26 protein-coding genes, 2 tRNA genes and 1 riboswitch are annotated in these 26,101 nt (G+C 47.6%); of the genes, 5 read left to right on the forward strand and 23 right to left on the reverse strand.

Annotated features, from left to right (window positions below; translation table 11 throughout):
- Positions 1-205 precede the first annotated feature (205 nt).
- The 6 genes from HWY38_RS12240 to queG form a co-directional block, all read right to left on the reverse strand.
- Positions 206-916, reverse strand: coding sequence for a hypothetical protein (locus HWY38_RS12240; RefSeq protein ID WP_224181930.1), 711 nt, complete (start codon positions 914-916; stop codon positions 206-208).
- An 11-nt stretch (positions 917-927) separates the two neighbouring features.
- Entirely contained in the window at positions 928-1,641 is a 714-nt protein-coding gene (locus HWY38_RS12245; protein ID WP_263433323.1) for a polymer-forming cytoskeletal protein, read from the reverse strand.
- The gene (locus HWY38_RS12250) at positions 1,632-2,264 is read right to left on the reverse strand and encodes a YhbD family protein (protein ID WP_224181932.1); all 633 of its coding nucleotides are present in this window, start codon (positions 2,262-2,264) and stop codon (positions 1,632-1,634) included. Before HWY38_RS12250 ends, HWY38_RS12245 begins: the two co-directional genes overlap by 10 nt.
- A 138-nt stretch (positions 2,265-2,402) precedes the next feature.
- Positions 2,403-2,885 carry a tRNA (uridine(34)/cytosine(34)/5-carboxymethylaminomethyluridine(34)-2'-O)-methyltransferase TrmL gene (trmL, locus tag HWY38_RS12255; protein ID WP_007610253.1) on the reverse strand — a complete coding sequence of 161 codons (483 nt, stop codon included), beginning with the start codon at positions 2,883-2,885 and terminating at the stop codon, positions 2,403-2,405.
- A gap of 36 nt (positions 2,886-2,921) precedes the next feature.
- Positions 2,922-3,833 carry an amidase domain-containing protein gene (locus HWY38_RS12260; RefSeq protein WP_032875156.1) on the reverse strand — a complete coding sequence of 304 codons (912 nt, stop codon included), beginning with the start codon at positions 3,831-3,833 and terminating at the stop codon, positions 2,922-2,924.
- Between the two features lie 76 nt (positions 3,834-3,909).
- The gene (gene queG, locus HWY38_RS12265) at positions 3,910-5,070 is read right to left on the reverse strand and encodes a tRNA epoxyqueuosine(34) reductase QueG (RefSeq protein ID WP_015239452.1); all 1,161 of its coding nucleotides are present in this window, start codon (positions 5,068-5,070) and stop codon (positions 3,910-3,912) included.
- Positions 5,071-5,154: 84 nt separating this feature from the next.
- Here queG and HWY38_RS12270 point away from each other — a divergent pair, with 84 nt between their 5' ends.
- Positions 5,155-5,778, forward strand: a complete 624-nt coding sequence (locus HWY38_RS12270; protein ID WP_224181933.1) for a hypothetical protein — start codon at positions 5,155-5,157, stop codon at positions 5,776-5,778.
- 90 nt (positions 5,779-5,868) lie between these two features.
- Here the strand turns inward: HWY38_RS12270 and HWY38_RS12275 are convergent.
- Positions 5,869-5,942 (reverse strand) — tRNA-Gly (locus tag HWY38_RS12275).
- Positions 5,943-6,132: 190 nt separating this feature from the next.
- Here HWY38_RS12275 and HWY38_RS12280 point away from each other — a divergent pair.
- Both HWY38_RS12280 and HWY38_RS12285 read left to right on the forward strand, forming a co-directional pair.
- Entirely contained in the window at positions 6,133-6,336 is a 204-nt protein-coding gene (locus tag HWY38_RS12280) for a helix-turn-helix transcriptional regulator (protein ID WP_003155407.1), read from the forward strand.
- Complete coding sequence (locus HWY38_RS12285) at positions 6,333-6,800, forward strand: hypothetical protein (RefSeq protein ID WP_012117138.1); 468 nt, start codon at positions 6,333-6,335, stop codon at positions 6,798-6,800. The genes HWY38_RS12280 and HWY38_RS12285 overlap by 4 nt, the downstream gene beginning before the upstream one ends.
- Before the next feature lie 20 nt (positions 6,801-6,820).
- Here the strand turns inward: HWY38_RS12285 and rpsN are convergent, their stop codons facing one another.
- The 6 genes from rpsN to HWY38_RS12315 form a co-directional block, all read right to left on the reverse strand.
- On the reverse strand, positions 6,821-7,090 hold the full coding sequence (rpsN, locus tag HWY38_RS12290; RefSeq protein WP_038457396.1) for a 30S ribosomal protein S14: 270 nt from the start codon (positions 7,088-7,090) through the stop codon (positions 6,821-6,823).
- A gap of 174 nt (positions 7,091-7,264) precedes the next feature.
- Positions 7,265-8,401 carry an FMNH2-dependent alkanesulfonate monooxygenase gene (gene ssuD / locus HWY38_RS12295; RefSeq protein WP_048368061.1) on the reverse strand — a complete coding sequence of 379 codons (1,137 nt, stop codon included), beginning with the start codon at positions 8,399-8,401 and terminating at the stop codon, positions 7,265-7,267.
- A gap of 24 nt (positions 8,402-8,425) precedes the next feature.
- Positions 8,426-9,259: an ABC transporter permease gene (locus tag HWY38_RS12300; RefSeq protein WP_088037043.1), complete on the reverse strand. Its 834-nt coding sequence runs from the start codon at positions 9,257-9,259 to the stop codon at positions 8,426-8,428.
- On the reverse strand, positions 9,259-10,248 hold the full coding sequence (locus HWY38_RS12305) for an aliphatic sulfonate ABC transporter substrate-binding protein (RefSeq protein ID WP_088037042.1): 990 nt from the start codon (positions 10,246-10,248) through the stop codon (positions 9,259-9,261). The genes HWY38_RS12300 and HWY38_RS12305 overlap by 1 nt, the downstream gene beginning before the upstream one ends.
- Before the next feature lie 15 nt (positions 10,249-10,263).
- Entirely contained in the window at positions 10,264-11,031 is a 768-nt protein-coding gene (locus tag HWY38_RS12310; protein WP_088037041.1) for an ABC transporter ATP-binding protein, read from the reverse strand.
- A 223-nt stretch (positions 11,032-11,254) separates the two neighbouring features.
- Positions 11,255-12,190: an amidohydrolase family protein gene (locus HWY38_RS12315; protein WP_088037040.1), complete on the reverse strand. Its 936-nt coding sequence runs from the start codon at positions 12,188-12,190 to the stop codon at positions 11,255-11,257.
- Between the two features lie 256 nt (positions 12,191-12,446).
- On the opposite strand from HWY38_RS12315, the gene katA reads away from it, so the two are divergent.
- Complete coding sequence (gene katA / locus HWY38_RS12320; protein WP_088037039.1) at positions 12,447-13,892, forward strand: catalase KatA; 1,446 nt, start codon at positions 12,447-12,449, stop codon at positions 13,890-13,892.
- A 71-nt stretch (positions 13,893-13,963) separates the two neighbouring features.
- On the opposite strand, the gene HWY38_RS12325 is transcribed toward katA, so the two are convergent.
- From HWY38_RS12325 to HWY38_RS12350, 6 genes are all read right to left on the reverse strand, one after another.
- Positions 13,964-14,929, reverse strand: a complete 966-nt coding sequence (locus HWY38_RS12325; protein WP_088037038.1) for an ABC transporter ATP-binding protein — start codon at positions 14,927-14,929, stop codon at positions 13,964-13,966.
- The gene (locus HWY38_RS12330) at positions 14,922-15,908 is read right to left on the reverse strand and encodes an ABC transporter ATP-binding protein (RefSeq protein ID WP_003155425.1); all 987 of its coding nucleotides are present in this window, start codon (positions 15,906-15,908) and stop codon (positions 14,922-14,924) included. Before HWY38_RS12330 ends, HWY38_RS12325 begins: the two co-directional genes overlap by 8 nt.
- A complete protein-coding gene (gene opp4C, locus HWY38_RS12335; RefSeq protein ID WP_003155427.1) occupies positions 15,905-16,810 on the reverse strand; it encodes an oligopeptide ABC transporter permease in 906 nt (301 codons plus the stop codon). Before opp4C ends, HWY38_RS12330 begins: the two co-directional genes overlap by 4 nt.
- A gap of 12 nt (positions 16,811-16,822) precedes the next feature.
- The gene (locus HWY38_RS12340; protein WP_025852223.1) at positions 16,823-17,779 is read right to left on the reverse strand and encodes an ABC transporter permease; all 957 of its coding nucleotides are present in this window, start codon (positions 17,777-17,779) and stop codon (positions 16,823-16,825) included.
- 68 nt (positions 17,780-17,847) lie between these two features.
- The gene (locus HWY38_RS12345; RefSeq protein WP_224181934.1) at positions 17,848-19,569 is read right to left on the reverse strand and encodes an ABC transporter substrate-binding protein; all 1,722 of its coding nucleotides are present in this window, start codon (positions 19,567-19,569) and stop codon (positions 17,848-17,850) included.
- Between the two features lie 2 nt (positions 19,570-19,571).
- The gene (locus HWY38_RS12350; protein WP_072588920.1) at positions 19,572-19,751 is read right to left on the reverse strand and encodes an FbpB family small basic protein; all 180 of its coding nucleotides are present in this window, start codon (positions 19,749-19,751) and stop codon (positions 19,572-19,574) included.
- Positions 19,752-20,010: 259 nt separating this feature from the next.
- Between HWY38_RS12350 and HWY38_RS12355 the strand changes: the two genes are divergently transcribed.
- Entirely contained in the window at positions 20,011-21,366 is a 1,356-nt protein-coding gene (locus HWY38_RS12355) for an FAD-binding oxidoreductase (RefSeq protein WP_224181935.1), read from the forward strand.
- 40 nt (positions 21,367-21,406) lie between these two features.
- Here HWY38_RS12355 and thiC read toward each other — a convergent pair whose 3' ends face one another.
- From thiC to HWY38_RS12375, 4 genes are all read right to left on the reverse strand, one after another.
- Positions 21,407-23,179: a phosphomethylpyrimidine synthase ThiC gene (gene thiC / locus HWY38_RS12360; protein WP_224181936.1), complete on the reverse strand. Its 1,773-nt coding sequence runs from the start codon at positions 23,177-23,179 to the stop codon at positions 21,407-21,409.
- Positions 23,180-23,300: 121 nt separating this feature from the next.
- Positions 23,301-23,411, reverse strand: a riboswitch (TPP riboswitch).
- Positions 23,412-23,460: 49 nt separating this feature from the next.
- Positions 23,461-24,159, reverse strand: coding sequence for a Type 1 glutamine amidotransferase-like domain-containing protein (locus HWY38_RS12365; RefSeq protein ID WP_224181937.1), 699 nt, complete (start codon positions 24,157-24,159; stop codon positions 23,461-23,463).
- Positions 24,160-24,243: 84 nt separating this feature from the next.
- Entirely contained in the window at positions 24,244-25,815 is a 1,572-nt protein-coding gene (locus tag HWY38_RS12370; protein ID WP_224181938.1) for a Na+/H+ antiporter NhaC family protein, read from the reverse strand.
- A 147-nt stretch (positions 25,816-25,962) separates the two neighbouring features.
- Positions 25,963-26,044, reverse strand: a tRNA-Leu gene (locus HWY38_RS12375).
- Positions 26,045-26,101: the final 57 nt, after the last annotated feature.

A 26,101-nucleotide genomic window follows, 5' to 3' on the forward strand; every position in this document is an offset into this window, starting at 1 on the left:
AGAATACAGTTTCATCCAGACTCGGACATCAAATGGAAAAGCAAAGAGGAGGAGAAATGATGAAAACGATCATTTTACTTGGGGTCATTCTCACTTTTTTAGTATCCATTTTTACGGCGGGTTACGACAGCAAACCTGAAAACAAATAACGGCAAAAGGGTGCTCTTCATAAAGAGCACCCTTTCCTGTACAACATAACAATGTTTCATATTTGAATATGTTCTTGGACAGTTGATTTTTCATGAGATTTGCAGCTTGTTTGATACTCGATTTTTCCGATTTTGCAGCCCGGGCCGATTTCCACATGCTTTCCTCTGACGATGTCCGCTTCCGTGTATTCGAGGTAAATTGCGTCTCCTTCGATCAATTCAGCAGAAAGCGCGCCGGCTTTCCGTTTAAGAAAACCGGGTTTCCGTCTGACGGTGATCGATGTGCCGCCGATTTCTTTCACGCTGCTTCGGTCATAACGCAAATGGATGTTTAAGTCCCCCGCGTTTAACAACCCCGCCACATTGATACATCCTGTTACATGAAGCAGCTCCGTCTCGCAATCGCCGCCGACTGTGAGACTTCCTTTTATATGACACTGCTCTCCCGCGGCCCCGCCGCCAATTTCAGCAAGTCCTTTCAGCCTCATCGTGGCGAAACGCATGGAGCCGCCGACTTTCAATGTGCCCATCACATTTGCTGAACGTGCTGATAAATCTCCTGCAACTTCATGCTCTCCGAAAATTTTCAGCCTGTTGATCTCGGCATCTCCGAGAAAAAGTCCCGTACCGAATATCCGGCAGCGTTCGCTTTGAAGTCCTTCGCCGACAGTTCCTTCCCCTTTAATGCTTACATTTTGGTAGGACCCGCCGGAGGCGTGTCCGGCTCCGTACATTTTTAAATGACTCAATTTTTTTGTCGTTTCCATCGCAGCTCCTCCTATCGTTTCACGACTTTGTTAACCAAAGCGGAAGGATCACATGTAAAATCGCCGCTGTATTCCACAGTCCCAATGGTGCAGCCTGCGCCGATCTGCACATGATTTCCGCGGACTGTCTTCGCGTTCGTGTCCGCCAATTCAATGATGTCACCTTCAATCAGCTCCGCTGTCAGCACCGGGGCCGGCATCAGCTTAAAACGCGTGAGCACGCTCTTTCTGCTCATCACTTTCAAATGACGGCAGCCGATCTCTTTCACATGGCTTTCTCCCGCCGCCAGCTTAATACTGACTTCATCGGCATTCAGCAGGCCGCCGATCTTGCATTTGCCTTCCGAACGGAACGTCTCTGTCTCGCAATCGCCTTCAATCCCGGCTTTCCCGGATATGAAAATATCATCAGCTTTCACACCGCCGCCGAAAGATGAAAATCCCGCGACGTTCAGCCGCTCCGTTTTGACATCACCTTTAATGACACCCGTTCCGTTGATACGGATGGATTCAGCTTCGGCACTGCCGGAAATTTTCCCCGAACCGCTGATCGTCAGCGTTTGCGTCTTGACATGTCCGTCTGTTTTTCCGCTGCCGTTAAACAAAAAGCTCGCGCACTCCACATCACCTGACACCGTGCCGCTTCCGTTGATCTCCACTGTATGAAAACGGCCTCCTTTTGAACTTCCTGAACCGTTGATGATTAATTTATCTGTTACTTCCATTGATGGTCCTCCTGCATCCATTTCGTTTTTAATTCTTCCGATGCCGCAGCAAGCGCCACCCGTTCAACCACTTTGACAGTCGGTTCAAATAAAATATATTCCGCGTCTGCGATGAAGCACGTCGTTACGCCAAGCTTTCGGAGCATGACAAGCTCCGTATTTGCTTTCAGCTCGGAAGCCTCATACGTTTTCAGCACCCCTGCCGCCAATTTTCCTTCCTCAAGGCTGATATTGCCCGATTGCAAAAGCCCTTCAAGCACATATAAAGACAGCAGCGCGCGGGACGTGAATGTCACGCCGTCTTCGCCATAAACTTGCAGCGCGGCTTTTGAAATCAGTCCCTTTTGAAGCAGTTCCGCAGACGTTATATTGACATCAGTCATTTGCGGAGACAGCATTTCTCTCATTTCATCCAAAGACAGATTTTCTTTCATTTTCTGTATTTTTGAGATGCGTTTTAATATTTCCGCTCTCGGAAAAAATGTTTCCTGGCCTGTAAATGTTGATTTTCGGATAAACCATTCTTCAGGGATTAAATTTTTCCGTTTCCAGCGGTACAGCTGCCCGTATGAAATTGATGTTTCTTCCAGCAATTCTTTTTTAGAAATCAGTTGTTCCTCCATGAATCCAGCTCCTTCGATGAATGTATTGTAACATAACACTGTTACGTTGTTAAGCCTGGAAATATAAAAATGCCGTGAACCGCTGCTGTCCGTCCTTTTTATTCAATAAAAAAAACGCCCGGATGCGGGCGTTTTTTCTCACGTCAAATCTCTGTAATTTTGCTGGCGCAGCGCTTCATATACAAGAATCGCGGCCGTGTTGGACAGGTTTAATGATCTCACATGCTCGGTCATCGGCAGACGCAGGCAGCGGTCCATATTGTTTTCGATCAATTCTTTCGGAAGTCCGCTCGTTTCTCTGCCGAATACGAAGAAAAAGTCTTCCTCCGTATTTGAGTAATCAAATGATGTGTGCGGCTTTTGGCCGAATTTTGTAATGAAGAAAAACTTTCCGTTCTCATATGCCTCAAATAACTCTTCCAATGAATCATGATATACGACGTTGACGAACTCCCAATAATCGAGTCCGGCGCGCTTCAGCATTTTATCATCGGTTGAGAATCCGAGCGGGCGGATCAAATGAAGCGTTGTGTCTGTTGCCGCACAAGTACGTGCGATATTTCCCGTATTGGCCGGGATTTCGGGTTGATATAAAACGACATGTAATGCCACGATGTTCACCTCTGTTTTTTATTCCGCCCACCATTATATCATTAATTACTCTTTTGTCGTATCATCCGTAATATGAAAAAACGCATATCTGATGGAAGGAGTATACGCCGTTGAATCCTCATATGACCAATATCTCATTCTGCTGTCATACGTTTGGGCATTGACAAGCGGCATATTGCTTTTATCTTTCGCGACCACGATCGTCGTATGATTAAAACGGCCGTCTCCTTCAAAATCATAGCAAATGATATCTCCGGGCATCAGTTCTTCAGCTCTTGACACCTGCACCGCGCGAAGCCCGGCCTTGGATTGGGCCAGATACATCTTCATCGAATGCGCGACCGTCCAGCTGTAGCTCCACGAGCTTGCCTTCATCCACCAGCCTGAGCCTCTGTTCGGATGCCCCCGCATCGGTGCTTTTCCGGCATGTAAACATTGGGAAATAAAATTGGTGCAATTATCGCTGAAATTTTTATAAGCGGGATTTCGTTTATTCCAAAACTTCTCCGCGTACTGCACGGCAGCCAGACGGTCGTATTGAAACGCCCGCCCGAAATCTTCCCGTTCACTCCGCTCATATTCAATTACGCTGTTTCCGTCAGAAAATCCCGCCGGTTTTTTCTTTACTTCCCGGTCTTTAATCAACAGCTGATCATAGAGAAATGCAGTCCGTTCCTCAATCTGCTCTTCTAAGTAAAGGTGTCCGTCATGCTCCTTGCACAAATATTCGAAATGAATCGTGTACATGACGCATAACGTGCCGTCGTCCTCAAGGCTGCTTTTGACAATGACGGCTTTTGCCTTCGCTTTCACGATGTCAACTTTCCGTTTTTCAAAAAGCTCTTTTTTTCTCGTCAGGACCTCAAGATCGCCGGGCTGCCCATTGTGCCTCATCTCGGTTCCGTTTATTAAATAATGAAGCCGGGCCTCCGCTAAATCTTCAATAATATGCTTCAAGCGCTCCACCCACCATACTGTTTTATAAAGAAAAAACACTTGAACTCCGGCCAAGTGCTTTTTCTCTATACATATGTCAGGACCGGCCGGTTTTAGTCTTATCAGAAACCGATAACAGCTCCAGTCCCTTTTCGATTTCCCGTATGGCTTCCTCATCCTGCTCCTTTTGAAGCGCTTTTTCTAATTCCCCCGCATAATCAGGGTCACCGATTTTCCCGATGGCCCAGGCGGCCGTACCCCTGATGACGGGACGCGGATCTTGGTGCATCAAGGCCGTTAATTCCGGAAGAGACGAGGCATCTTTGAAGTGGGCCAATGCTAAAATGGCATTCCGCTGAATCGGCTTCTTGCCGCGCCATGATCCCGATACATGTCCGAATTTTTCTTTGAATTCACGGTTGCTTATGGTCAAAAGCGGCTTTAACAGCGGCTTTGCGATCTCCGGATCAGGCTCCATCTGCGGATGAAGATGAAAATCTTTCCCCTTATTAATCGGACAGACCGTCTGGCACGTGTCACAGCCATACAGACGGTTTCCGATTTTCGTGCGGAACTCATCCGGCAAAAATCCCTTTGTCTGGGTCAGGAACGAAATACAGCGCTGGGCGTTAAGCTGTCCGGGATTGACGAGTGCGCCGGTCGGACACGCGTCTAAACATTTTGTGCACGTACCGCACATATCTTCAATCGGCACATCCGGTTCAAAGGGCAGATTGGTGATCATTTCAGCCAGATAGACGTAAGAACCGTATTCAGGCGTGGTGATCATGCAGTTTTTGGCGCTGAAGCCGATTCCCGCCCGTTCAGCCACGGCCCTGTCAGACAATTCCCCTGTATCCACCATTGACTTTGTGCGGATATCCTCATGTTTGCTTTGGAGAAAATTCTCCAGCAGATCAAGCTTTTCGCGCAGCACGTCATGATAATCCTTCCCCCAGGAAGCTCTGCAAAAAATGCCGCGCCGCCCGTCCCTCGTGCTCCTCGGCGCATCTTTCATTTTGGAAGGATAAGCAAGGGCGATGGCGACAATCGATTTGGCTTTCGGGAGAAGCAAAGACGGAGTGACCCGTTTTTCAATATCCGGCTCTTCAAAACCGGATAAATAGCCGAGTGATTCCTGAAGAATCAGCCGGTCCCGCAGACTGTCGAACGTATCAGCCGTCGTAAACCCGATTTTGTCGACTCCGATGCTTTTGGCGTATTCGATTAATTCCTCTTTCAGTTTATGAATATTCATTTTTTGCACAGCCTCCTTTCTTTGTGATCAGGCTCCCGCACAGGTATAATAGAGTTTTATCATCCCGAAATGGAGTGAACACACTTGAACATCAGTTTAGATCCACTTATTGCTGAACGGGTGCCGGGGATCAAAGCGGCAGCCGTCTTATATGAACAGATCGAAGTCGGGCCTGCTCCGCAAATGCTGAAAGGCCGCCTCCGTTTATTTCAAGAATCTCTTTACTTTGATTATGCTGACGGCGGTATAGATGAGCAGCCTTTTGTAAGAGAGTGGGCGCGTTTGATGGAACAGCTCAGTCCCGCCTTTTCAGGACAAAAAACGCCGATGGAGCTTATGCTCGGCGATATTTCCCGGGAACAATTCATTGAAAGTGTGAATTCAGCCCATGATACCATACTTTTTTTCTCCTTGAAATATTCATTGCCTATCATGGCGTATGATTCCGCAGAAATAGATGAACCGATTTCAATTACGATCGGAGAAAAAGAAAGCGTACTGTCCTTCTCCGGCCCGGACGGCGTTTTCGGCGACTTCACCGGACATATCAACACCCGCCCTGTAACAACCGGCACAAAGAAAATGCTGCAGCTGATCTTTTTCCCGCCTTCATTTCATGCCGACGCGGCGGATGAGCTGCTATCATCCTTAACAAAAATGTTTGAACAAATTCACGGAGGCACGCATACCGTCTCTTGGCTTTCATAAAAAGACACGCCTTTCGTGTCTTTTTTCACATAAAAAAACGCAATACTTCGTTTATCAGAGAAACGAAACACTGCGTTAATAACGTATGTATGGAGCGGGTGATGAGAATCGAACTCACGACATCAGCTTGGAAGGCTGAGGTTTTACCACTAAACTACACCCGCATCAAAGTTCTTTTTTGTTAGTAGCGATTTGATGTTTCTAATGTTACATGTTTATTTTTTTTTCGTCAAGGGAATGTTAAAAAATTTGTCGAAAAAAATTCTTTTTTTGTCCATATGTTAAGTTGGGTTTACATTTTGTTAAGAATCTCATACAATATGAAAAAGAAGAAAACTTGAGGTACGCCTGATGATGAAAAATAAAGTAAAAGAGCTGAGAGCCAGATTCGGCTATTCTCAGGAAACGCTCGGAAAAGAAGCTGGAGCCACCAGACAGACGATTGCAGCGATTGAAAAAGGAGATTATGTGCCTTCACTTTTATTGGCGCTTAACATCTGCCGGGCTTTCTCCCTGCCGATGGAGGAAGTTTTCTGGCTGGAGGAGGAGAAAAAATGAGTTTGAAAAGAAAAGCGTGTTTTCACCTTGCACTCTACGGATTGGCCTGCTGGACGCTTATTTCCTTTATGGAAGCGGCGCCGCGGATCGCTCAGTTTTTCCAAACGGAGGGGAGCGGTTCATTTGAGCTGAATATCACTCCGTTTCTGCTGTTTACCGTTTGTGCCGCATTGTATATCTATGCCGAAAAGAAAAAACGAAACGGCAAAAAGCACAGGCTTGTACCCGATGAATTTGAGGAACAGGATGAAAGAGAACGAATGATGACGGCTAAAGCTTGCCGTTCCTCGTATATCGCCGTTTACTTCTCATTGCCGGCCGCAGCCGTTCTGCTTTTGTTTTATCCGCTGATTCAGCCGCATCTACCTTTTTTTCCGATTCTTTTGATTTTCATTCTGATGATGATTCAGCATTTGGCTTATGTTTTCACTTTTCATAAGCACGGCAAAAACTCCGGTTCATGACAGATCCGGAGTTTTTTACATTACCAGCTCGCTTTTTTCACCCCGGGAATCCGGCCTTTATGGGCCAGCTCCCTGAATGCGATTCTGGACAGTTTAAATTTTCTCATATATCCGCGGGGCCGCCCCGTCACCGTACAGCGGTTATGAAGCCTGGCCGGAGCAGAATCACGCGGCAGTTTGCTCAACGCTTCCCAGTCTCCTTTTGCCTTTAATTCTCTTCGGATGTCCGCATATCGTTCAACAAGCTTCTGCCGCTTGAGCTCTTTGATCACTTTTGATTTTTTTGCCATTTCAGCACTCCTAACAAATCGTAATAATTACGTTTTGTATCATATCATCCATATGAGTATCGTGCAAGCTAAGCGCTTAAAAAGGCGGGTGAATACCCGCCTTCACTGCCGGCATTTCCCCGGAAATGAAACCGCAGAAAGCGCCCGCCGTCAATTATCCGCCTTGCGACGTCATCAGACTGTCGCTTTATTTCCTCTTGCAAAATGGTCGTTTCCCATTGCTTCACCCAATCTGCGCTCAAGCTTTTTAGTCCGCTCATTCTGAAACGGCAGAAGCGGAAACACGAGTTCAGCCAGATAATAAGCTTCTTCCAGATGCGGATAGCCTGAAAAGATAAACGACTCAATGCCGAGTGCCTGATACTCTAAAATTCGATCAGCGACAGTCTGCGGATCACCGACAAGCGCCGTGCCCGCTCCGCCTCTGACCAGTCCGATGCCGGCCCAGAGATTCGGGCTGATCTCAAGCTTCGAGCGGTCACCGTTATGAAGATCGGCCATCCGTTTTTGTCCCGATGAATCAGCGCGCCGGAGCGCAGCCTGCGCTTTCGCAATTGTCTCTTCGTCTAAATGACTGATTAATCGTTCAGCCGCTTCCCATGCCTCTTCCTCAGTCTCCCTGACAATCACGTGAAGTCTGATGCCAAAACGCATCGTCCTTCCTTCCTTCGCAGCCTGTTTTTTAACGGTTTCAATCTTTTCTTTTACCTGCTCCGGCGGCTCTCCCCATGTTAAATAGACATCTGTATGTTTCGCAGCAGCCTCAATTCCCGCCTGTGATGAACCGCCGAAATATAATGGCGGATGCGGAGACTGTTTTGGCGGAAACAGGAGGTTGCTGTTTTCCACCTTGATATGGTCCCCTTCATATGTTACCGTTTCGCCCCGCATGAGTCCGCGCCAGACGGTTAAAAATTCTTCAGTCGCCTTATAACGTTCATCGTGGCTGATAAACATACCGTCTCCCGCCAGTTCATAAGGATCTCCGCCCGCTACGACATTTACGAGCAAACGGCCGTCTGACAGCCGGTCCATTGTCGACGCCATTCTCGCGGCGACAGACGGCTGCATCAGTCCCGGACGGACCGCCACTAAAAATTTCAAGTCACTCGTTTCCCCCGCTAAAGCGGCAGCCGTCAGCCACGGGTCTTCGCATGATCTCCCCGTCGGCAGCAGAACCCCCGTATACCCGAGTCTGTCCGCCGCCTGTGCCACTTGCTTAAAATAAAGATGATCCGCCGTTCTCCCTCCCGTTTGCGTCCCTAAATACCGGCCGTCACCATGCGTCGGAATAAACCAAAGAATCTCCATATGAATCTCTCCTTTTTTAATAGGTTACCCTTCATAACTGTTCCGCCATTTTAATAGTTTCCGTTCGAGCATTCTGACCAATGCATCTGTCAGCTTGCCGACAGCCGCAAAAATGATAATGCCGACAAACACCTTATTTGTCTGTGAAAATTGTCTGGCATCCATAATCATATAACCGACGCCCTCGCTCGATCCCATCAGTTCCGCCACCACGAGACCGAGCCACGCAATGCCTAGGGAGAGCCTGATGCCGAGCAGGATATTCGGGAGAGATGCCGGAAGAATTAATTTCGTCATCTGCTGATACCAATTAAATTCCAGCACCCGCGCGACGTCAAACAGCTTCGCGTCCACACTGCGGATTCCGAGAAACGTATTAATGTATACGGGAAAAAAAGCCCCCAATGCGATCAGCAGAATTTTGGATGTCTCATCAAATCCGAACCACAAAATGAACAGAGGAGTCACGGCCAAGTGCGGAACCGTTCTGAGCATTTGCAGAGACGGATCAAGGTATGCTTCCGTCCGCTTTGAAAAACCGACCAGCAGCCCGAAAACAAGTCCGAGGCCCGCGCCAAGCAGAAATCCGGCAGCCGCCCGGTATAAACTGATCTCTAAATGACCCCAAAGCTCACCTGAAAGAAGAAGTTCCTGAAACGTCTGCAAGATGACGACAGGCGACGGGAGCACCGCGGCCGAGACGATGCCCAGACTTGCGATAAACTGCCATACTGCGATGACCGCAGTCGGGAGTACAACCCCCTTCACCCATTGGTATGAATACTTCCGGGATCTTGCCAGAGCTTTCTTTTCTGATTGGCTTATTGCGCCGGCAGCCGTTGATGCTTCTGCTTTCATTACTTGCCATCCCCCGTTTCAAGCGCTTTTTTAATAAATGAATTGTCGACAACGTCTTTTACATGAATTTTCTTATGAATCGCTTTTGTTCGATATTGAAAATCAGCGGTTTCCTGCTGGGCTTTGACAATATCATCATCGATCGGTTCATTGAGAGGCTCAGTATTGTTAAGCACGTTTCTGACGACTTTCGGATCAAGATGTTTGATTTTCGCATATAAGGAGACGGCTTTATCTTTGTGTTCCTTTTGCCATGTAACTGCTTTATTGAACACTTTCAGAAAACGGACAACCTCATCCGGGTGTTCTTTGGAAAATCCCGTTCTGACTAATGTGAAACCGGGAGAATATAAATCTGTGCTTTCTCCGTTCGCCAATATTTCCGCCCCGTGCTGCAGCGTTTCAATCGACAAATACGGCTCCCAAATGGACCATGCGTCAACTGATTTGTTTTCAAAAGCGGAAACCGCCTCATCGGGCTGAAGCTGGATGATGGTGACGTCATCGGCGGAAAGCCCCGCTTTATCTAAAGCTTTATAGAGAAAATCAAAGCCGCTGCTGCCTTTGGCTACGGCGATTTTTTTACCTTTCAATTCTTTCAGGCTCTGAATCCCGCTGCCCTTGTTTACGAGAATGCCGTTTGCCTTTAACCCGTCCTGAGACAGCCCGATCTCTTTAAAATCAATTCCCGCCGCCTGACCGGAAATGACCGGTGAATTGCCGACCTGGGAAAAATCAAGCTTATCGGCGGCAAGACCTTCAAATTGCGGAGGACCGCTTTGGAATTCGACCCATTTTACTTTTATTCCGTCTTTTTTGAAGGCCTCTTCAAACCAGCCTTTTTCCTTGGCAATGAGAAGCGGGCTTAAACTCTGCTGGATGCCGATCCGGATTTCTTTCACCGTTTCCCCGCTCCCTCCTGTCCCGTCGGCACTGCATCCGGCTGACATCATGACTGCTGCGGCTAAAAGAATGATGATTTTTTTCACTTCGCTTCGTCCCTTCTATATTCCGGACCCATCCGCAAACCGGAGGTCTTCCGTTTTCTCAAATTCAGAAAGCACCTTCTGCCGGACGGCCTGAAAATCCGCTGACGTCCGATTGCGCGGATGCGGAAGCTGAATCGGCATCAGGCTGTGCAGCCGGCCGGGCTTTGCCCTGAGGATCGCCAGCTTATCGCCTAAATAGACGGATTCATCAATATCATGCGTGACAAGAATCATCGTCGTTTTTTTCTCGCGCCATATATCAAGCAGCACATCCTGCAAATGTTTTCTCGTAAAAGCGTCAAGCGCCCCGAACGGTTCATCTAAAAGCAGCACCTCCGGCTCACGCAAAAGGGCTCTGGCGATGGCAACCCGCTGCGACATGCCGCCGGATAATTCGCGCGGATAAGCGTTCTCCGCTCCCTGCAGCCTGACAACCTCAATCAGATCATCCACTTTTTTCCGAACGGCCGGGTCGTTCATATTGAGATCGGCAGCGATGTTTTGTTTTACCGTCAGCCAGGGAAACAGCCGGTGCTCCTGAAAGATAAATCCCTGCCGGATGCCCGGTCCCGACACATTGCGGCCGTTTATTGCGACAGAGCCTTTATAATCGGTATCAAGACCGGCAATCAATTTTAAAAGCGTGCTTTTGCCGCATCCGCTCGGTCCGATTAAAGTCAAAAATTCTCCCGATGCAATTGACAGCTCAATATCATTCAGCACCGGCGTTTTCCGGCCTTCATGCTCAAAAGCTTTTTCTTGTATGCTGATGGTTACAGCCATCTGTCTTCCCCTCTCTTTCTGCCGCATGCGATCGAAAAACAAAAAGGCCCCCATCTCCGATTGCTTGCAGAGATGGGAGCCTTCGGCGGTCCGATCGGCAACCCGTTTGTTTTTAAATTTGAATATCATGTTAATTCAAATTATTCCGACTTGTCAACTGTTTTTTGTATGAATTAAAAATGCGCCTTCCGGCATAAACCTGCCAAAGAGCGCATCGGCTGTATCACGTATTTACTTCCTTTTCTTTCCGGGCGATTTTCAATAATGTCCGCGCGTTGTTGCCGAAAATGTTTTCTATATCTTCTTCCCGCATATTGATTTCCCGGCAGGTCCTCACCTGCTCCTGAAGATATCTGTATACATATCCTCTCGGAAATCCGTTCGAATCCGTCCCGAAGATGATCCGTTCAGCACCGATTAATTCAGATGTCTTTCGAAACAGAATTTCCAAATCAAGCGGGTACGGCATCCACCTCATCCACTGATTTGAGCCGGACGTGTCAATATACACATTCGGGCAGCTCCAGCACAGCTGCAGCAGTTCCTGATAATATCCGGCGCCGAAATGCGGAATGATGAACGGTATATCAGCAAACTCTCTCGCGACGCGATAGATGGAGAGCGGGTTGATGTTGCGATGGCTGACAATGCCCCCCGCTCTCTCTAAAAGTCCGAAGTGAATTAATACAGGCAGTCTTTTGTCAGCCAGATACGTCCACAGCTTTTTCAGCGACGGATCATGAAACTCGATGTCTGTCAGCGGCCCGAACAGTTTATATCCTTTCAGACCGAGCTCTTCAACCGCTCTTTTCAGCTCCTCATACGCATCCTTTTGTTCCAAAGTATGATATGCAAATCCGGTAAACCTCGCGGGATTGGCTTGAATAAACGCCGCCATCCGGTCATTGCTCTCTGCTGTTAAAAAATTCAGCACGTCAATGCCGTACTTATCTAATTCTTTCTCCCATCTTGTCATCAAAGCGATTTCGCCGTCATCGCCATCAACATCATGCGGATCAGGAAAATCCCAAGTGAGATTCATTCTTTCCGACCGCTCCCGGTTATAATCGGAAAATGTCTTATCGTTTTTGCCGAAATTAAGGCTGTACGGCAGATGACCGTGAATATCGACAGGTTTAAAATGCTGCCTGAAAAGCATACAATCGCCGCCTCCCTTACCGCCTGACAATAAAAAAAGACCCTTATCCAGTGAAGAATAAGAGCCTCTTGTGTCCAAGTCAGCGGTTTCTATTTTTTCTCATATTAAACCCATTATTCCCGTCAGTTAAGTGGGTTTTTAAACCCATACCTTCTTTTCGATAATAAAAATAATTATTTTATAATCATTATAAAATAATATTGACTTTTTACTGATAGGTGATATTATGTTCTTATAAATTTAAAGAGGTGATCACATGAGTTCAAATAAATTGACAACCAGCTGGGGCGCTCCTGTCGGAGATAACCAAAACTCAATGACGGCCGGCGATCGCGGTCCTGCTTTAATACAAGACGTCCATCTGCTTGAGAAATTGGCGCACTTTAACAGAGAACGCGTTCCGGAGCGTGTCGTTCACGCAAAAGGCGCGGGCGCACACGGTTATTTTGAAGTCACAAATGACGTTACAAAATATACGAAAGCTGCATTTCTGTCAGAAGTCGGTAAACGCACGCCGCTTTTCATCCGTTTCTCAACCGTTGCGGGCGAACTGGGCTCTAGTGACACAGTGCGCGACCCGCGCGGATTTGCCGTTAAATTTTATACAGAAGAAGGAAACTACGACATCGTCGGAAACAATACACCCGTGTTCTTCATCCGCGATGCCATCAAGTTCCCTGACTTTATCCATACACAAAAAAGAGATCCGAGAACACATCTGAAAAATCCGACGGCCGTTTGGGATTTCTGGTCTTTGTCACCCGAATCCCTGCACCAGGTAACCATTCTGATGTCAGACCGGGGCATTCCGGCGACTCTTCGCCATATGCACGGATTCGGAAGCCATACATTTAAATGGACAAATGATAAAGGCGAAGGCGTCTGGATTAAATATCACTTTAAAACAGAGCAAGGCGTGAAAAGCCTTGATGTTAATACAGCCGCAAAAATCGCCGGCGAAAATCCCGATTACCATACGGAAGATTTGTTCAATGCGATTGAAAACGGCGATTTCCCCGCATGGAAATTATATGTTCAAATCATGCCGTTAGAAGATGCAAACACATATCGTTTTGATCCGTTTGACGTCACAAAAGTATGGTCTCAAAAAGACTATCCGCTGATCGAAGTCGGCCGCATGGTTCTGAACCGCAATCCGGAAAATTACTTTGCGGAAGTAGAACAGGCGACGTTCTCTCCCGGCACATTAGTGCCCGGCGTCGACGTCTCACCTGACAAAATGCTTCAAGGCCGATTGTTCGCATACCATGACGCGCATCGCTACCGTGTCGGCGCGAACCATCAGGCGCTGCCGATCAACCGTTCCCGCAATGAAGTGAAAAATTATCAGCGTGACGGACAAATGCGTTTTGATGATAACGGCGGCCGCTCCGTCTATTACGAGCCTAACAGCTTCGGCGGCCCGAAAGAGTCACCTGAAGATAAACAGGCGGCATACCCTGTATCAGGTTTCGCTGACAGTGTAAGCTATAATCATCATGATCATTACACACAAGCCGGCGACCTGTACCGCCTGATGAGCGAGGAAGAGCGCGCGCGCCTTGTCGCCAATATCGTCAGTGCGATGAAACCTGTGGAAAAAGAAGAAATTAAGCTGCGCCAGATCGGCCACTTCTACAAGGCTGATCCTGAATACGGCAGACGCGTTGCCGAAGGACTCGGACTGCCGTCACCAAAATAACATCAAAAAACCTGCCGGTCTGCCCGGCAGGTTTTTCCTGTTTATTATCAATAAAACCGTTTTTTTCTCAATTACACGAAGTGGCATGCCGCAAAATGATGAAGCCCTTTTTCTGACAGCGCCGGACTTTTCTCAGCACATATCTTCTTGGCTTCCGGACATCTCGTTCGGAATTTACAGCCTGAAGGCGGATCAGAGGGGCTCGGTATATCACCCTTTAAAATTATCCGCTCCCTTTTCGATCCGGGATCAGGAACAGGCACGGCTGATAACAGCGCTTTCGTATAAGGGTGAAGCGGCCGTGAAAAGAGCTCCTCCTTTGACGCATATTCCACAATCGTCCCTAAATACATAATGGCGACCTTCGTACATAAGTGCTCCACCACGCTTAAATCATGAGAAATGAACAAGTATGACAGCCCGTGCTGTTTTTGAAGGCTGCTGAACAAATTGATCATCTGCGCCTGGATGGAGACATCTAACGCCGCCACGGGTTCATCCATAATGATAAATTGCGGTTTGAGCGCCATCGCTCTTGCAATCACGATCCGCTGCCGCTGCCCTCCTGAAAATTCATGCGGATAACGATCGATGAAGTTTGCGGAAAGTCCGCAGGCTTCAAGAACCTCCGCCGCTTTATCACGCGCATTCCGCTTCACCGCCAATTGATGCTCGATCATCGCTTCACCGATGGCTTCTCCGATCCGGCGCCGGGGATTTAAAGAACTGAACGGATCTTGAAAGATGAGCTGCGCTTCCGATCTGAAAGTTTTGAGCTCGCGCCGGCTCATCCGAAACACATCACGCCCCTGAAAAAACACCTCTCCCCCTGTTTTCTCATGAAGCCTCAAAATGGTCTTGCCGATTGATGACTTTCCGCTGCCCGATTCTCCCGCTAAGCCGAACACTTCTCCCTTTCCTATCGTAAAACTGACACCGTCAACCGCTTTTACGGGTTTTTTATGAGTCTTTCTCATCCCCCCAAGCTCCTCGTAATATTTTTTCAGCCCCTTGACCTCCAGCAACACATCACTCATCTGCTTTCTCCTCTCTGTAAAGCCAGCACGCCGCCTGATGCCCCTTCCCGAATTCAGTAAAATGCGGGCTCGATCTCCGGCATATTTCCGTGCTGTGTTCACATCGCTCCGCAAAATAACAAGACGATCCCGACAGGTCCGCAAGCTCGGGGACCTGCCCCGGAATGGTGTACAGCGTCTCCCTTTTTTGACCGATAACCGGCTTGGCCGCGAGCAGCCCTTTCGTATACGGATGCTTCGGATCAGAAAACAGCTCTGCAACCGGTCCTTCCTCCACAATTTTTCCCGCATACATGACAATCACAAAATCAGCCATTTCAGCAACCACGCCAAGGTCATGAGTAATGAATAAAATAGACGTGCGAAATTGCTTTTTCATATCCCGCAATAAATCCAATATCTGCGCCTGAATGGTTACGTCAAGCGCTGTCGTCGGCTCGTCGGCAATGATCAGTTTCGGGTCGCAGCTTAGCGCGACAGCCGTCATGATGCGCTGCAGCATGCCGCCGCTCAGCTCATGAGGATATCGGTGCATAACCTGCTCGGCATTCGGGATCTCCACTAACGTGATCAGTTCAACGGCTCTCCGCCATGCCTCTTTCTTACTCAGCAACAAATGTTCGCGAATCGGTTCGGTCAGCTGCTCACCGATTGTAAACACCGGATTCAAAGATGTCATCGGTTCCTGAAAAATCATCCCGATTTCGCTTCCGCGGATTTTCTGCATGTCTTTTGGTTTCAGTTCCAACAGGTTCTGTCCGGAAAAATGCACCGCTCCCCGTTCGATTCTCCCCGTCTCGGGAATAAGCTGCATAATGGACAATGACGCCATACTTTTCCCGCAGCCGGACTCTCCTACAATACAAACCGTTTCCTCCTCATGTATCGTAAAGCTGACTCCGTCCACGGCCTTTACCGCACCCTCCTCTGTATAAAAAGCCGTTTCCAAATGCCTTACTTCTAAAAGCGGTTTTTTCATTTCATTTTCACCTGCCGTTTTACCTTAGGATCAAAAGCGTCTCTTAAACCGTCTCCAAGCAGATGAATCGCCACAACGGTCAGAAAAATGGCCGTTCCCGGCGGAATCCACAGCCACGGGCGGAGTGTAAAATCCATAAAATGATTCGCCGCTTCCATCATGTTTCCCCAAGAAGGTGTCGGCGGAGCAACGCCAAGCCCGAGAAAACTCAGCGCAGATTCACTCAGCATCGCTCCCGCCACATGCAAAGTCGCCGCTACCAGTAATAACGGCAATGTGTTGGGAAGCAAATGATAGAGGATTTTCCGTTTATCACTAAGCCCCAAAACTTCCGCGGCCATCATAAACGGCTGCTCCTTCAGCGACAAAATCTGTCCGCGTACAAGCCGCGCCAAACCGGGCCATCCGATCAGGCTTAACATCATCATAATCAGGTACATTCTGTATTCAGAAGGCACTTTCCACTCCGACATCACCGCAGCCAAAATCAAAAGCAGCGGCAGGCCCGGGATGGACATGAGCATATCAGCAATGCGCATAATGATCATATCAGCGGCTCCCCGATAAAATCCGGCCGCAGCCCCGAGTAAAGAGCCGATGACAAGCGACAGCACCATTGAAGCAAGCCCCACGGTCAGAGAAATCTGCCCCGCCAGCATCAGCCTCGTCAGCACATCTCTCCCGTACTGGTCGGTTCCAAGCCAATGATGGATTCCCGGATGCTGATTGGCATTTGAAATATCCGTCCGATCTGTTATGTACGGAGAAAAAGACGGCCCGATAAAGCACAATAAAAACATAAAACATAAGAAAAGAAGACTGATGACCGTCAGCTTATGCTGCAGCAGGCGGCGGTACGTCTGCTTCCAAAGAGAAGGCGGCACCTCTTTTTGTTTTTTCATTCCGAACACCCCCTATTTCAGTCTGACCCGCGGATCAACCGCGGCATAAGCGATATCCGCCAAGAAGTTCCCTACAATCGTTAAACAAGACAAAAACAAGGTAAACGCCATCAAAACCGGATAATCACGATAATGCACAGATTCAAGCTGAATACGTCCGACACCCGGCCACCCGAAAATCTGTTCAATAATGATGGCTCCGGAAAACAGTCCCGGCAGTTCAAAAGCAAGCAGGGTGATGGCCGGAATAAGCGCGTTTTTCAACGCATGTTTCCAGATGACGGTGCGCTCTTTCAATCCCTTCGCTCTCGCCGTTCTGATATAATCCTGTCTGATCACGTCCAGCATGCCGGAGCGGAAATACCTTGTCAGCGAGCCGATGCCGAGCATAGATAAAATCACGACCGGAAGAATCATATGTCTGGCGGCTTCAAGCACGTACGAAAAACCTGTACTCGTGCTTCCGGTATCAATCATCCCGCCGACGGGCAATATTTTCAAATCCACCCCAAACCACTTAATAAACAGAAGGCTGATAAAAAAAGACGGAAACGCCATGGAAGCAAAAACAAGAAACGTCACGATCCCGTCAAACCATGAGTATTTCCTGACAGCGGATATGACACCCGTTATCATCGCGGCTGACCATGTGACAAGCAACGCCAAAGACGCGACAAAAAACGAATTCCAGACATATTTCCGAAGCAGTGACAGGACGTTCTCCTGATATTTCAAAGAAAACCCAAAATCTCCGCTGAGCACATTTCCGAGCCATGTCACATAACGCTGCCAAATCGGCTGATCCAGCCCGTAAAGCGCTTTTAACTCCTTCGCTCTTTCCGGAGTCAGGTTTACATTGGAATCAATATAGTCGCCCGGCAGCATGGCGAATAAGAAAAAAATAATAAAGGACGTACCGAATAAGATCACAAGCATTTGAATGAATCGTTCTGCGGCATATCGTTTCATAAAAAGCCCCTCCTTTCCGCTGAAAGGGCAAAATTCCCAGGATGCATCGGGTATTTTGCCCAACCGTTCTATTGAATTGAGACATTTGAGAGACTTGAACTGATTCCAGAATAATTGTCAGACTCAAGCCCTTTTATTTTTCCGCTGACCGCCCTTGCGCTCTGACGGTAATGAATCAGAATGTAAGGCGGGTTTTCCCCGAGCTCCCGGTACAGCTGGTGATAAATTTCTTTTCTTTTGCTGATATCAAGCGTGCCGGCTCCTTTCTCTATCAGCCGGTCCGCTTTCGGATTGGAATACCCCGTCACATTATTGGGATGGCCGGAAGCCAGCTTTTCCACCGTGTCATTCGGATCAAGGATCTGCGAGGTGGAAACGGCGGCAAGGTCATATTGTTTGTCATTGATTTTCGCTACTTCTGTATTAAAATCCATCACTTCCGGTTTTAATGAGATTCCGATGTCCGCATAATTTTCTTTCGCTATCGGGATGAAATCATCATCCGCTTTAGATGTGTAATAGCTGATTTCAAGCTTTTTGCCGTTTTTTTCACGTACACCGTCTTTGCCCGTTTTCCAGCCTGCTTCATCAAGAAGCTTTTTGGCTTTTTCAGGGTTAAACGCATACCGATTGACACCTTTGTCATCATAAGCCCACGAAACCGGAGACACCGGAACATTCGCGACCTCTCCGTAGCGTTTAAAGCGGACATCGACGATTTTTTGACGGTCAAGTCCGTAAATAAGCGCCTGGGACACTTTCTTATCTTGAAAAGGCGGACGCTTGTGATTGACGTACACAAGCCCGTAATCATTCACGACAGATACGCTTATATTCGCAAAACCGAGACTTTTTAAATGCTGAACCGTATCATCATCAGGTGAGAAAGAAGCGTAATCAAGGTCACCCGTTTCAAACAGCTGCAGGGAAGTTGACGGATCGATAATTTTATAAATCAGCTTTTCCGTTTTCGGTTTTCCGGCATAATAGTGTTCATTAGCCTGATAGCGTATTTCCTGTCCCGGAAGGTATTCTGTAAATTGATAAGGTCCCGCTCCGAGCGGTTTGGCATAAAGCTCTTTTAAATAGTCCAGTTTGCCGAATTGATATTTCTTCCCGTAGTAGGCTTCTGACAGCACCTGCCCGCCCAAAAGAAGCAGCGACTTCGCACTGACTTTCTCAGTCGTGATTTGAATGGTTCTGTCATCAAGGACGCGAATGCCCTCTATCGTCTTTGCCTTTCCTTCTTTGTAAGCCTTACCGCCTTTAATATAAGCCGTGGTGATATCTTCATAGCCCGCGTATGCAGGATCATGCAGCAGTGTTAAAGTGAATGCGGCATCCTTTGCGGTCAGCGGTGAACCGTCGCTGAAAACGAGATTTTTTCTTAAACGGAACGTGTATGTAAGCTGATCTTTGGAAATTTTCCAGCTTTCCGCAAGAGCCGGGGCAGGCTTCCCCGTTTTATCCAGTTTGACTAACGGTTCAAAAATAGGATCTGTCGCATTTCCATCCCAGCCGTTTTCGTAAAAATACGGCAGAAACACGCCGCCCGGCGCGGAAATCCCAGCAACAAAAGTGTCAGTTCTGGCTTTCGATTTAGCGGGAATCGCCGCCGGATGAGAAGCTTTAAATTCCTTTGTCTTGACATGGGCGATACGTGTTTCTTCCTTTTTATCCGCCGCAGATGACGGTTCTTCTCCGGCACTCCCTAACGCGCACCCTGATAACATGATGGATACCGACAGCGCGAGTACCGTTGTTTTTATCCTCCATTTTCTCTCCTTCATCTTTATCGAACCCCCGCATGCTTTTCATCTATCTTTATATAAATCTGCTCCATCTGTTCCTCATTTCTCATAATCTCCCGTTTGTTTTTCTCTACAAGCAGTTCGAAATTCAATGTGCGTTTTCTGTACTTTTTTCGTTTTTTGCTCTTTTTGCGCACATGTGATACCTTTTTTAACGCCACTTTTCATCCCTCCGCTTTTCATTTCATTCAATGACTTTCACGCAAAAAAGGCCCTTATCTGTTTAAAAGATAAGAGCCTTCGGTGATCCGATCAGCCATCGTTTGGAAATATGTAATGATTATGTTAATTCATACAATCCCTACCTGTCAATTATAATTTAAAATATCATTTCCTTCCGGGGGTTTTCCTCATACACTCTCTCATTTTTCCGCATATGCTAGAAAACATAGCAGATTACAAGTGAAAGTGAGTGAGAATGTGGAAAAGACAACATTGACCGGTCGCATCGTCAAAAAAGATGACCCGGACTATAATGCTGCGAGAACCAATATCAATTTAAGCCTGCAAAGATATCCAGACATCATTGTGTTTTGTCAAAACAAACATGACGCCCTCAATGCGCTGAGATGGGCACGTGAGAACAATGTGCCTTTCCGTATCAGAGGCGGAAGACACAGCTACGAAAATTTTTCCCTGTTAAATGACGGACTAGTCATTGATCTCAGTGAAATGAAGAAAATAAGAGTAAATGAGGATAAGCGGCTGGTCTCGATTGAAGCGGGAGCCGAATTGGGAGAAGTCTACCGGACACTCTGGAGGTACGGCTTGACCCTTCCTGCGGGAACCATTGCGAATGTGGGAATCACGGGGCTGACGCTCGGAGGAGGAATCGGATATTTAACAAGGACAGCCGGACTTACTTGCGATCGTCTCCTCCAGCTCGAAATGATCATAGCGGACGAAAAAGCGGGTGCTGACTTGATCACAGTCAACCGTTCAAAGCACTCTGATCTATTTTGGGCGTCTCAGGGAGGAGGGGGAGGCAACTTCGGCATTGTCACATCCATGATGTTTAAAGCCGTGCCGATCTCGTGCGTGTCTGTTTTTTCTGTCACTTGGAGCTGGGATGATTTTGAGGAAGTATTTAACACATGGCAGCGCTGGGCTCCATTTACAGACAACCGGCTTACCTCATCAATTCAGTTCTGGCCTAAGGAAGTAAACCGCATAGAAGCGCTCGGTCAATTTACCGGGACAAAGGATGAGCTGAAAGAACTGCTGGCTCCGTTAATGAAAGCGGGAAAACCGACAAGCGGCATGGTCAAGACAGTGCCATTTATTAAAGCGGCAGCCTTTTTTAACAGCCCGGGAGGCAATCAGCCGCAAAAGATGAAGCGGTCAGGATCCTTTATTGAAAAACCATTATCAACACGCGCGATTTCCACTTTAAAGCGCTATTTAGAGCACGCTCCGAACGAAAACGCCAGTGTCTGGCAGCAATCTCTCGGCGGGGCGGCCGGACGGATCGCTCCGGACCAAACGGCATTCTACTATCGTAACGCAATCATTGCCCAAGAATATATTACAACTTGGACATCTGCTGAAGAAGAAAGACAAAATGTCCGCTGGATCGAAGGATTGAGAACGTCCCTATCAAGAGAAATGATGGGAGATTACGTGAATTGGCCTGATAGAGAAATCAGAAACTGGCTGCAAACATATTACGGAGAAAATGTTCACCGCCTCCGTCAAGTCAAAACGAAATATGATCCCGAAAATATATTCCGCTTTGAGCAGAGCATTCCGCCGCTTCGCCGTTCACCGTTTTTCTAAAAAAGATGAAGATGGGCAAACTCCATCTTCATCTTTTCTTTTATTGATATAAACGGTTTCCCTTTTCTGCAAACTCTTTTGCTTTTTCTTTCAGCCCTTCGTTGACGGCCTCGTCTTCAGTAAGTCCGTTTTCCTTCGCATAATCACGAATATCCTGAGAAATTCTCATGCTGCAGAACTTCGGACCGCACATCGAACAGAAGTGAGCCGTTTTTGCGCCTTCAGCCGGCAGCGTTTCATCATGATATTCCATTGCTCTTTCAGGATCAAGCGACAAATGAAATTGATCACGCCACCGGAATTCAAACCGCGCCTTAGACAGAGCATCGTCACGGATCTGTGCACCCGGATGCCCTTTAGCAAGGTCTGCGGCATGTGCCGCGATTTTGTACGTAATGACGCCTTCTCTTACATCATCACGATTCGGCAGCCCCAAATGCTCCTTCGGCGTGACATAGCAAAGCATCGCCGTCCCGTACCAGCCGATCATCGCCGCGCCGATTGCTGAAGTAATGTGGTCATAACCCGGAGCGATATCCGTCGTTAATGGCCCGAGCGTGTAAAAAGGCGCCTCTTTACAAATTTCCAGCTGCTTGTCCATGTTTTCCTTAATTTTATGCATCGGCACATGACCCGGTCCTTCGATCATCACTTGCACATCGTGCTTCCACGCAATCTCCGTCAATTCTCCGAGAGTCTCCAATTCCGCAAACTGCGCTTCATCATTGGCATCCGCAATCGAACCGGGGCGAAGCCCGTCACCAAGAGAAAAAGCGATATCATAGGCCTTCATGATTTCACAAATTTCTTCAAAATGCGTGTACAGAAAGCTTTCCTGATGATGAGCCAGGCACCATTGCGCCATAATCGCCCCGCCGCGGGATACGATTCCCGTCGTGCGTTTGGCCGTTAACGGGACGTAACGAAGCAGTACGCCGGCATGGATGGTGAAATAATCCACGCCCTGCTCCGCCTGCTCAATCAATGTGTCACGATAAATGTCCCACGTTAAATCCTCGGCAATGCCATTCACTTTTTCAAGCGCCTGATAAATCGGCACCGTCCCCACAGGCACGGGACAGTTGCGGATAATCCATTCACGCGTCGTATGAATGTCTTTTCCCGTGGATAAGTCCATCATCGTATCGGCGCCCCAGCGAATCGCCCACGTCATTTTTTCGACTTCTTCTTCGATAGAAGATGTAACAGCCGAGTTGCCGATATTTGCATTGATTTTCACATGAAAATTCCGGCCGATAATCATCGGCTCGCTTTCCGGGTGATTGACGTTAGAAGGAATAATCGCCCGTCCGCTCGCCACCTCTTCCCTGACAAATTCGGGAGACACATGCTCGCGAATTGCGATAAACTCCATTTCCGGCGTAATGATGCCTTTCCTTGCATAATGCAATTGTGTTACATTTTTCCCCGGCTTGGCCCGAAGCGGTTTCCGCTGTAGGCTGGGGTATTCGGCGGCACGGCCCTCTTTTTTATAGCCGTTGTCTTCAGGTCTCACGGTCCGGCCGTTATATTCTTCTACATCTCCGCGCCCGGTAATCCACTTTGTGCGGAGCGCCCCCAGCCCTTCATGAATATCAATTTGTACATCCGGGTCTGTATACGGCCCGCTCGTATCATAAACACGGACCGGCGCATTCTCCTCTTCCCCGAATGCCCCCGTAGTCGCACTCAGACTGATTTCCCGCATCGGCACTCGAATATCGGGCGAAGAACCTTCTGCATAAACCTTTTTACTGCCGGAAAAACTCGACATAATGGAAATGTTCGCTTGCTGTACTGATTGATTTTGCATACAAATCTCTCCTTTTTCATTTGAATAACAGAACCAAGCTCAGCACCAGCACAAAAAAACCGGGTTCAAAGAAGAACCCGGTTTTGCAGTCAGAAAGAAACTATTATTGTTGTCCTCAACAATAATAAAACCTCTACTTCCCCACGCTGGTACGAACCAGATCAGGTCCAAAGGGTTAAGAAGCCGCCGCTTCTCTCTCAGCCCGCTCAGACGGGCACCCCCAGTAACTATTGATTTCGCTCTCATCGTAACACAAGTTGTGTACAAAAAAAAGCATATTATCAAAATTCAGATAACGGGACAGTCATAAGCTCTGTTTCCCGAACGCCTTCTTCGGTATTAAAAACCCGATAACCCTTTGCGGTTTCCCGGGAAGAGACAGCCTGGAACAGCTGACCGTCTTTATAATGAAGCGCAGCGCCATCATCAGCGGCATAGCCCTCCCTGAGTTTCTTTTCTGAAATCAGACGGTGATACACCGGCCGGCGCTCCGCTTCTCCGTCATAGTGCGGACAGAAGCTGCCCGGCAAAAATCCTAAAGCTCTTAACTCTCTCAAATCTCCAGCTGAATCCGTCAATCCTTCTTCATACCAGCAAATCGCCCCGGCGCTGAGACCCGCCAACATGATGCCGTTTTCCCAAGCCTCGCGAAGAATAAGGTCAAGCCCCCACTCTTTCCATAAGACAAGCATATTGCGCGTATTTCCGCCTCCGACATATATAATATCTGTCTTCATGAGAAAGGATCTGAGATCAGAACCCGGCGGTTTAAACAACGACAAGTGATCCGGCTCACACCGCAGCTTTTGAAAGGCTTGATAAAACCTGCCGATATAATTCTCCGAATCTCCGCTTGCCGTCGGCAAAAAACAAACTTTCGGCTTTGACCGCGCCGACTGCTCTAAAATATACTGATCCAGCACAAGATGATCCGGCTCCATGGAAAAGCCTCCGCCGCCCATTGCAATAATCTGCTTCACGTCATCACCTCTTTTTTTCTCTAGTATAACAGCTCATAAAAAGGCGTTATCCCATTTTCGGATAACGCCTTCAAAAAGTATTTGTTATCTGAAAAATGAAAACGCACCGTATAACACAACGGAGATCCCCGCGGCGATAAGCGCCGGAACAAGCTTCGAACGGGCATACTTCACAACATCGATCCCCAACACCGTACAGGTTGTCACCGTATTATCACTGAGAGGAGAAGCAAACGCTCCAAATGTTCCGCTCGCAAACACGGCCCCGATCGCTAATAATAAGCTGGTATGTGACTGAACCGCCAGCGTTACGCCGAGCGGCATTAAAAGCCCCCAAGTCCCCCAGGATGACCCGATAAAATAGGATATAACAGCCCCCAGTATAAAAAGAGACGGCGCAATAAACATATGTGGGATCCAGGACGTTAAATGAGAAGTAACATATTTCGAGAATCCCAGGTCTTCAGATACTGCTGTTACGGCCCAAATCAGTGATAACATAATAATAACGTTGACCAATTCGTTTCCGCCCTTAATAAAATGGGTAACAAGCTCGCCTGCATGAAAACGCTGAAACATAAAAAGAGCAAATGCTGCAATAACCGCTGCCAATAATGCGGTTAACATGACGCCAAGCATATCGCTTTTGATAAAAGCATTCAAAAACCCTTGTGCTTTTGAATGGCCGTCCCACCAGCTGAGAAAGAGTGTTAATAGCAAAAACAGCCCGATCGGAATGATTAAATTCCACGGCCGAATCGGTGTTTCCTTAATATAAGCACGGTGCGCCGAATCCAGCTCTTCCTGCTGGTCAGCATGCTCATCACTTTTGAACATTCCCGTATGTCCACCGTGAATATCTGAGATCGTCCCTGTTTCCATGTTGAATGAACCTGAGCCTTTTGAAAGCAACACACCGCTGTTCCGCTGAATCGGTTCCGTGTTTTTGTTATGTTTGCGAGCAGAAGTTTGTCCGCTCTTTTCTGTTTTTTCTAAGCTTTCATCCGCTTTTTGTTTCTTAAAAAAGCAGTAATAAATTCCGACTACTATAATCACAATGGAGAAAAAATTGAAGGGAATACTTTTCACATACACCGTGTAAGCCGGCTGATCTATTCCTGACGTTTTGAGGGCCTGTCCGATAATGGAAACCATGTAGCCGACAAATGCCGTTGCTATCGGAATCAAGGCAATGACAGGGTTTGCCGTAAACTCAATGGCATACGCAATTTTCTGTTTCGACAGGTCCAGACGCTTGTTTAACGCTTTCATGATCGGTGCAATTGTGACGATGCGAAAGTCCGGTTCACTGAACGTGCCAAATGTCGACAGCCATGCAAGCAGCATCGCACCTTTTTTGGTTTTAACTTTTTTACTGATCAAATGGACGAATCCTTTTATCCCGCCGGTCAGCTTTATAATCCCTACAAGGCCGGCAAATGAATATAGAAACACAATGATTCTAATATTATTGGTGACGACAATGTTGCTGATTACATATTGAACCATATGTTCAATCCCGCCAAGCAAGCTGAAATGCAAAAGATAGCTTCCGACCAGCAAACCGACAAACAGACCGGACTGCACTTGCTTTGTAATGATTGAAATGGGAATGACCAGAATAAATGGGATAAGACAAGCCCAAGTCCCTTCCATAAAAAACACCTCTTTCAAAGAACTTGTTGTTAGTATCTTTGAAAAAAGCGGATTTATACAATCTGCACGCGTATCATGTTTTCACAAGCTTTGGAGGATATTTTCATACAACAAAAAAGGCTTCTACAATATGTAGAAGCCTTTGTATACCGGTGGCCGGGGTCGAACCGGCACTCCAGAAGGAACACGATTTTGAGTCGTGCGCGTCTGCCAATTCCGCCACACCGGCATGTAATGCGTCGTGTTCAACCGACGTATATAAATATAACATGTATTTCATAAAACG

It is taken from the genome of Bacillus sp. KS1, from assembly GCF_020075515.1.
Taxonomy (GTDB): Bacteria; Bacillota; Bacilli; order Bacillales; family Bacillaceae; genus Bacillus; species Bacillus velezensis.

Bases quoted from the DNA above. Each gene is read 5' to 3' on its own strand.
- HWY38_RS12240 (WP_224181930.1), bottom strand. From the start codon at position 916: ATGGAAACGACAAAAAAATTGAGTCATTTAAAAATGTACGGAGCCGGA.
- HWY38_RS12245 (WP_263433323.1), bottom strand. From the start codon at position 1,641: ATGGAAGTAACAGATAAATTAATCATCAACGGTTCAGGAAGTTCAAAA.
- HWY38_RS12250 (WP_224181932.1), bottom strand. From the start codon at position 2,264: ATGGAGGAACAACTGATTTCTAAAAAAGAATTGCTGGAAGAAACATCA.
- queG (WP_015239452.1), bottom strand. From the start codon at position 5,070: ATGAATATTCATAAACTGAAAGAGGAATTAATCGAATACGCCAAAAGC.
- HWY38_RS12280 (WP_003155407.1), top strand. From the start codon at position 6,133: ATGAAAAATAAAGTAAAAGAGCTGAGAGCCAGATTCGGCTATTCTCAG.
- HWY38_RS12285 (WP_012117138.1), top strand. From the start codon at position 6,333: ATGAGTTTGAAAAGAAAAGCGTGTTTTCACCTTGCACTCTACGGATTG.
- rpsN (WP_038457396.1), bottom strand. From the start codon at position 7,090: ATGGCAAAAAAATCAAAAGTGATCAAAGAGCTCAAGCGGCAGAAGCTT.
- ssuD (WP_048368061.1), bottom strand. From the start codon at position 8,401: ATGGAGATTCTTTGGTTTATTCCGACGCATGGTGACGGCCGGTATTTA.
- HWY38_RS12300 (WP_088037043.1), bottom strand. From the start codon at position 9,259: ATGAAAGCAGAAGCATCAACGGCTGCCGGCGCAATAAGCCAATCAGAA.
- HWY38_RS12310 (WP_088037041.1), bottom strand. From the start codon at position 11,031: ATGGCTGTAACCATCAGCATACAAGAAAAAGCTTTTGAGCATGAAGGC.
- HWY38_RS12315 (WP_088037040.1), bottom strand. From the start codon at position 12,190: ATGCTTTTCAGGCAGCATTTTAAACCTGTCGATATTCACGGTCATCTG.
- katA (WP_088037039.1), top strand. From the start codon at position 12,447: ATGAGTTCAAATAAATTGACAACCAGCTGGGGCGCTCCTGTCGGAGAT.
- HWY38_RS12325 (WP_088037038.1), bottom strand. From the start codon at position 14,929: ATGAGTGATGTGTTGCTGGAGGTCAAGGGGCTGAAAAAATATTACGAG.
- HWY38_RS12330 (WP_003155425.1), bottom strand. From the start codon at position 15,908: ATGAAAAAACCGCTTTTAGAAGTAAGGCATTTGGAAACGGCTTTTTAT.
- opp4C (WP_003155427.1), bottom strand. From the start codon at position 16,810: ATGAAAAAACAAAAAGAGGTGCCGCCTTCTCTTTGGAAGCAGACGTAC.
- HWY38_RS12340 (WP_025852223.1), bottom strand. From the start codon at position 17,779: ATGAAACGATATGCCGCAGAACGATTCATTCAAATGCTTGTGATCTTA.
- HWY38_RS12345 (WP_224181934.1), bottom strand. From the start codon at position 19,569: ATGAAGGAGAGAAAATGGAGGATAAAAACAACGGTACTCGCGCTGTCG.
- thiC (WP_224181936.1), bottom strand. From the start codon at position 23,179: ATGCAAAATCAATCAGTACAGCAAGCGAACATTTCCATTATGTCGAGT.
- HWY38_RS12370 (WP_224181938.1), bottom strand. From the start codon at position 25,815: ATGGAAGGGACTTGGGCTTGTCTTATCCCATTTATTCTGGTCATTCCC.